The following is a 4450-nucleotide window of genomic DNA, read 5'->3' as shown; positions in this document are numbered from 1 at the left end:
ACCGGCTCGCCGCCGGGATCCAGGTCCAACTGGCGGCCGCCGGGTACGCCGACGACGCGCGGGCCCTCGCGCAGGCCGCCGCCGCGCACTACGCCTGGTGGACCGGGCACCCGTCCGTCACCCCCGACCGGGTGTGCGCCGAGTCCGACGCGATCCTCGCCGCGCTCACCGTCGTCGCCCCGCTGGCCGTGCCGCCCGCCGAGGACGAGCAGTCCACGGCCGTCCAACTCGCCCGCACGGCCGTCCCCGCGTTCGCGGCGGGCCTCGCCTTCGGTGCCTGGGAACAAGCGCTGCGGGCCGGTGCCGAGGCCGCGCGGCTCTCCGGCGAAGTCGCCGACCAGGCGTACTTCCACCACGAACTCGGCGTGCACGCGATCCTCGCCGGACAGCTCGACCGGGCGCGCTCCGAACTGGAGACGTCCATCGGGCTGCGCGGCGCCCTCGCCGACAAGCGCGGCACCCTCGCGGGGCGGAGGGCGCTGGCGCTCGTCGCGGACCGGTCGGGAGAGGCTTTGGCGGCGACGCCGGCCTTCGGTACGGATTTCGCCGCGGACGCGCCGAAGGAGCAGGTCACGCGGTATCCCGACACGCTCACGACCCAGAAGCAGCGGGTGGTGGCGGCGCCTCCCACGGTCGTCCTCGGCGGGACGCCGAGCGGTGCCGGGGCGCCCACTCAGCACCGGCGCACTCTGCGGGGGCTGGCCCGCCGCAACCTCGTCGCGGTCGGCGCGGGTGCGCTGCTGGTCGCCGTCCTCGGGACGGTCGTCGGGCTCGGCGCGACGTCCGACAAGGGGGCCGACAACCCCTCGCGGCAGGTGACGCCGTCCACGAGTACCGACGGCGGTGACTCCGGTGGCGGCGACTCCGGCGGGACGGGCGGTGCCGGTTCCGGCGGGGGCGGTACGGGAGGCGGCGGCCACCGCACCTCCAGACCGAGCCCCTCGGCCTCCGGGCCCGGCGAGTCACCAGGACACTCCGAAGCTCCGACCCCGTCGGAGTCCGCCGATCCGACGAGCGGGGGTACGACAGGGGGCGGTACGGGAGGTACGACGGGCGGGGGCACGGGAGGTACGACCTCCGGGCCGTCGTCCTCGCCGTCGCACTCGTCCCCGTCGCCGAGCACGTCCGGGTCTCCGAAGCCCTCCGACTCCTCACCCCCGGCCTCCGAGTCCCCGTCCAGCCCCCCGCCGACCCCCGACGGCACCCCGACGACCTCCACCTCGGCGAGCGGTCCCGCGCCGAGCCGGAGCGGGGAGTCGCCGAGTGCGTCGGAGCCGGTGATCTGAGGAGGCCCCCGGTGTCGCCCGTTCGTCGTCCGGCGTTCCCTTTTTCCGGTGGCATCGGCGGGGTCGACCACCTAGCGTGGCCGCATGATCGAGCTTGAGGGGCTGACCAAGCGGTACGGCGAGAAGCTGGCGGTGAACAACCTGAGTTTCACCGTCCGGCCGGGGATCGTGACCGGCTTCCTGGGGCCCAACGGCGCCGGGAAGTCGACGACGATGCGGATGATGCTGGGCCTGGACCGGCCCACGTCGGGGGACGTGCGGATCGACGGGCAGCGCTACGACGCCCTCAAGGAACCCCTCAAGTACATCGGCGCCCTCCTCGACGCGAAGGCGATGCACGGGGGCCGCAGCGCCTTCAACCACCTGCTGTGCCTGGCGCAGAGCAACGGCATCCCGCGCTCCCGGGTGGACGAGGTGCTGGACACGGTCGGTCTGACGTCCGTGGCGAAGAAGAAGGCGAAGGGGTTCTCGCTGGGCATGGGACAGCGGCTCGGGATCGCAGCCGCCCTCCTCGGAGACCCCCGGATCCTGATGTTCGACGAACCGGTGAACGGCCTCGACCCCGAGGGCATCCACTGGATCAGGAACCTGATGAAATCCCTCGCGGCGCAGGGGCGGACCGTGTTCGTGTCGTCGCACCTGATGAGCGAGATGGCGCTGACGGCCGATCACCTCGTCGTCATCGGGCAGGGCAGGCTCCTCGCGGACACCTCCATGGCGGACTTCATCGCCCGCAACTCCCGCAGCTACGTCCGCATCCGCACCCCGCAGCGCGAGCGCATGCTGGACGTCCTGCACCAGGCCGGCGTCACCGTCGTCGAGACCGGCGGCGGGACGCTGGAGGTGGACGGCGACAAGGCCGAGCAACTCGGTGAACTCGCCGCGCAGCACAGCCTCGTGCTGCACGAGCTGAGCCCCCAGCGGGCGTCGCTGGAGGAGGCGTTCATGCAGCTGACCGCCGAGTCGGTCGAGTACCACGCGCACACGGACGAGGCCCCGCCGCAGGAGTGGGGCGACGGCTGGAGGAAGAGCTGAGATGGCCGTCACCCAGGTTTCGCAGGTTCTCCAGTCGGAGTGGACGAAGGTCAGGTCCGTCGCGTCGACGGTGTGGACGCTGTCCCTCGCGGCGGTCGTCAGCATCGGGCTCGGGATCGGGCTGTCGGCGCTGTCCAAGCACCAGTTCGACAACCTCAGCGAGAAGGAGAAGCTCTCCTTCGACCCGACGGTCATCAGCTTCGCCGGGATGACGCTCGGGCAGCTCGCGATGATCGTGTTCGGGGTGCTGGTCGTGTCGAACGAGTACAGCACCGGGATGATCCGGACGTCGCTGGCGGCGGTTCCGCAGCGCGGCACGTTCTACCTCAGCAAGATCGCCGTCGGCGCCGGGCTCGCGCTGGCCGTCGGGATGGTCACCAGCTTCGCGTCGTTCTTCCTCGGACAGGCCATGCTCGGCTCGCTGCGGGCGCACATCGGGGACCCGGGGGTGCTGCGGGCCGTCATCGGCGGGGGCCTGTACATGATGCTGATCGCGCTGTTCTCGATGGGCGTCGCGGCCATGCTGCGCTCGCCGATGCTCTCCCTCGGCATCCTGATGCCGTTCTTCTTCCTCATCTCCAACATCCTCGGGAACGTCTCCGCGACGAAGAAGGTCGGGCAGTACCTGCCGGATCAGGCGGGCAGCAAGATCATGCAGGTGGTGACGCCGGTCGACAGCGACACCCCGTACGGGCCGTGGGGCGGGTTCGCGATCATGGTGGCGTGGGTGGTGGCCGCGCTGCTCGGGGGATACCTGCTGCTGAAGCGGCGGGACGCCTGATCTCCGAGGGGGTCGAAGCCCGAGGCTTTACCTCCCCTTGGCGGCAACCGTCAGCTCCCCGATAGGGTCCTAACTCTTACGGGGGGCGTGCGCCCCGCTGTCCCTGAACCTTCCGATGGGTGCGGAGCATGATCGAGGCAGTCGGCCTGACGAAACGCTACGGCGACAAAACCGCTGTGCACAATCTGTCCTTCCAGGTGCGACCAGGCGCCGTCACCGGGTTCCTCGGGCCGAACGGGTCCGGCAAGTCGACCACGATGCGGATGATCCTGGGGCTGGACAACCCGACCGCCGGGTCCGTCACCATCAGCGGTCACGCCTACCGGCAGCTCCCCAACGCCGCGCGGCACGTGGGGGCGCTGCTCGACGCGAAAGCCGTCCACGGGGGGCGGAGCGCGCGCAGTCACCTGCTGTGCCTCGCCCAGCTCTCCGGGATTCCGGAGCGCAGGGTGGACGAGGTGCTCGGGGTCGTCGGGCTCCAGGAGGTCGCGCGCAAGCGGTCCAAGGGGTTCTCGCTGGGCATGGGGCAGCGGCTCGGGATCGCGGCGGCGCTGCTCGGGGATCCTCAGGTGCTGCTGTTCGACGAGCCGGTCAACGGGCTCGACCCCGAGGGGATCCTCTGGGTGCGGAACCTGATGAAATCGCTCGCGGCGGAGGGGCGGACGGTGTTCGTGTCGTCCCACCTCATGAGTGAGATGGCGTTGACGGCCGACCACCTCGTCGTCATCGGGCGGGGGCAGCTCCTCGCCGACATGAGCGTCCGGGACTTCATCGAGGCCAACTCCGCCGGGTTCGCGCGGCTGCGGACGCCGGACACGGAGCCGCAGGCGCGGGAGAAGCTGACGTCCGCGCTGATGGAGGCGGGCGGGCACGTCCTGCCCGAGCCCGACGGGGCGCTTCGGGTGACGGGGGTCGCGCTGCCCCGCATCAGCGACATCGCGCACGCCGCCGACGTACGCCTCTGGGAGCTCTCGCCGCATCAGGCGTCCCTGGAGGAGGCGTACATGCGGATGACCCAGGCCGCCGTGGACTACCGGTCCACCACCGACCAGAAGTCCGGCCTCCAGCAGCCGCTGCCACCGGGTGCGCTGCCGCCCATGCCGGTACCGGGCCAGAACCAGCCGGGGTGGTACGCACCTCCGCCTCCGCCGTACGGGCAGGCACAGGGGGCTGTGCAGGCACCGGTGCCGGGTGGGGTGTTCGGGCCGCCGGGGGGCGGGGGTTCGGTGCCGGCTTCGGGGGGTGGCTTCGGTCCGGCTCCGGTGGTGGCGGGGGCCGGGGGTTCGATGTCGGGTGGTCAAGGGGTGAGTGCTGCGGGGGCCGCGCCCGCCGGGCAGGCTTCGGCACC

The 4450-nt window shown here is 71.8% G+C and carries 3 protein-coding genes and 1 pseudogene; all 4 read left to right on the top strand.

Annotated features, from left to right (window positions below; translation table 11 throughout):
- A pseudogene (locus ACVNF4_RS32940) lies at positions 1 to 1286 on the top strand (ATP-binding protein); the annotation flags it as partial.
- Between the two features lie 84 nt (positions 1287 to 1370).
- Positions 1371 to 2321 (top strand): ABC transporter ATP-binding protein, encoded by a 951-nt coding sequence (locus ACVNF4_RS32935; protein WP_461806546.1) that lies wholly within the window; start codon positions 1371 to 1373, stop codon positions 2319 to 2321.
- Position 2322: 1 nt separating this feature from the next.
- Positions 2323 to 3102 (top strand): ABC transporter permease, encoded by a 780-nt coding sequence (locus ACVNF4_RS32930; protein ID WP_461806545.1) that lies wholly within the window; start codon positions 2323 to 2325, stop codon positions 3100 to 3102.
- A gap of 128 nt (positions 3103 to 3230) precedes the next feature.
- Positions 3231 to 4450: ABC transporter ATP-binding protein (locus ACVNF4_RS32925; protein ID WP_461806544.1), on the top strand; the 1220-nt coding region annotated here is incomplete at its 3' end.

Source organism: Streptomyces sp. S6 (genome assembly GCF_054880855.1).
This window is presented reverse-complemented; position numbering and strand designations above follow the sequence as displayed.

Excerpts from the sequence above, each read along its gene's own strand:
- ACVNF4_RS32935 (WP_461806546.1), top strand. The coding sequence starts at position 1,371 with ATGATCGAGCTTGAGGGGCTGACCAAGCGGTACGGCGAGAAGCTGGCG.
- ACVNF4_RS32930 (WP_461806545.1), top strand. The coding sequence starts at position 2,323 with ATGGCCGTCACCCAGGTTTCGCAGGTTCTCCAGTCGGAGTGGACGAAG.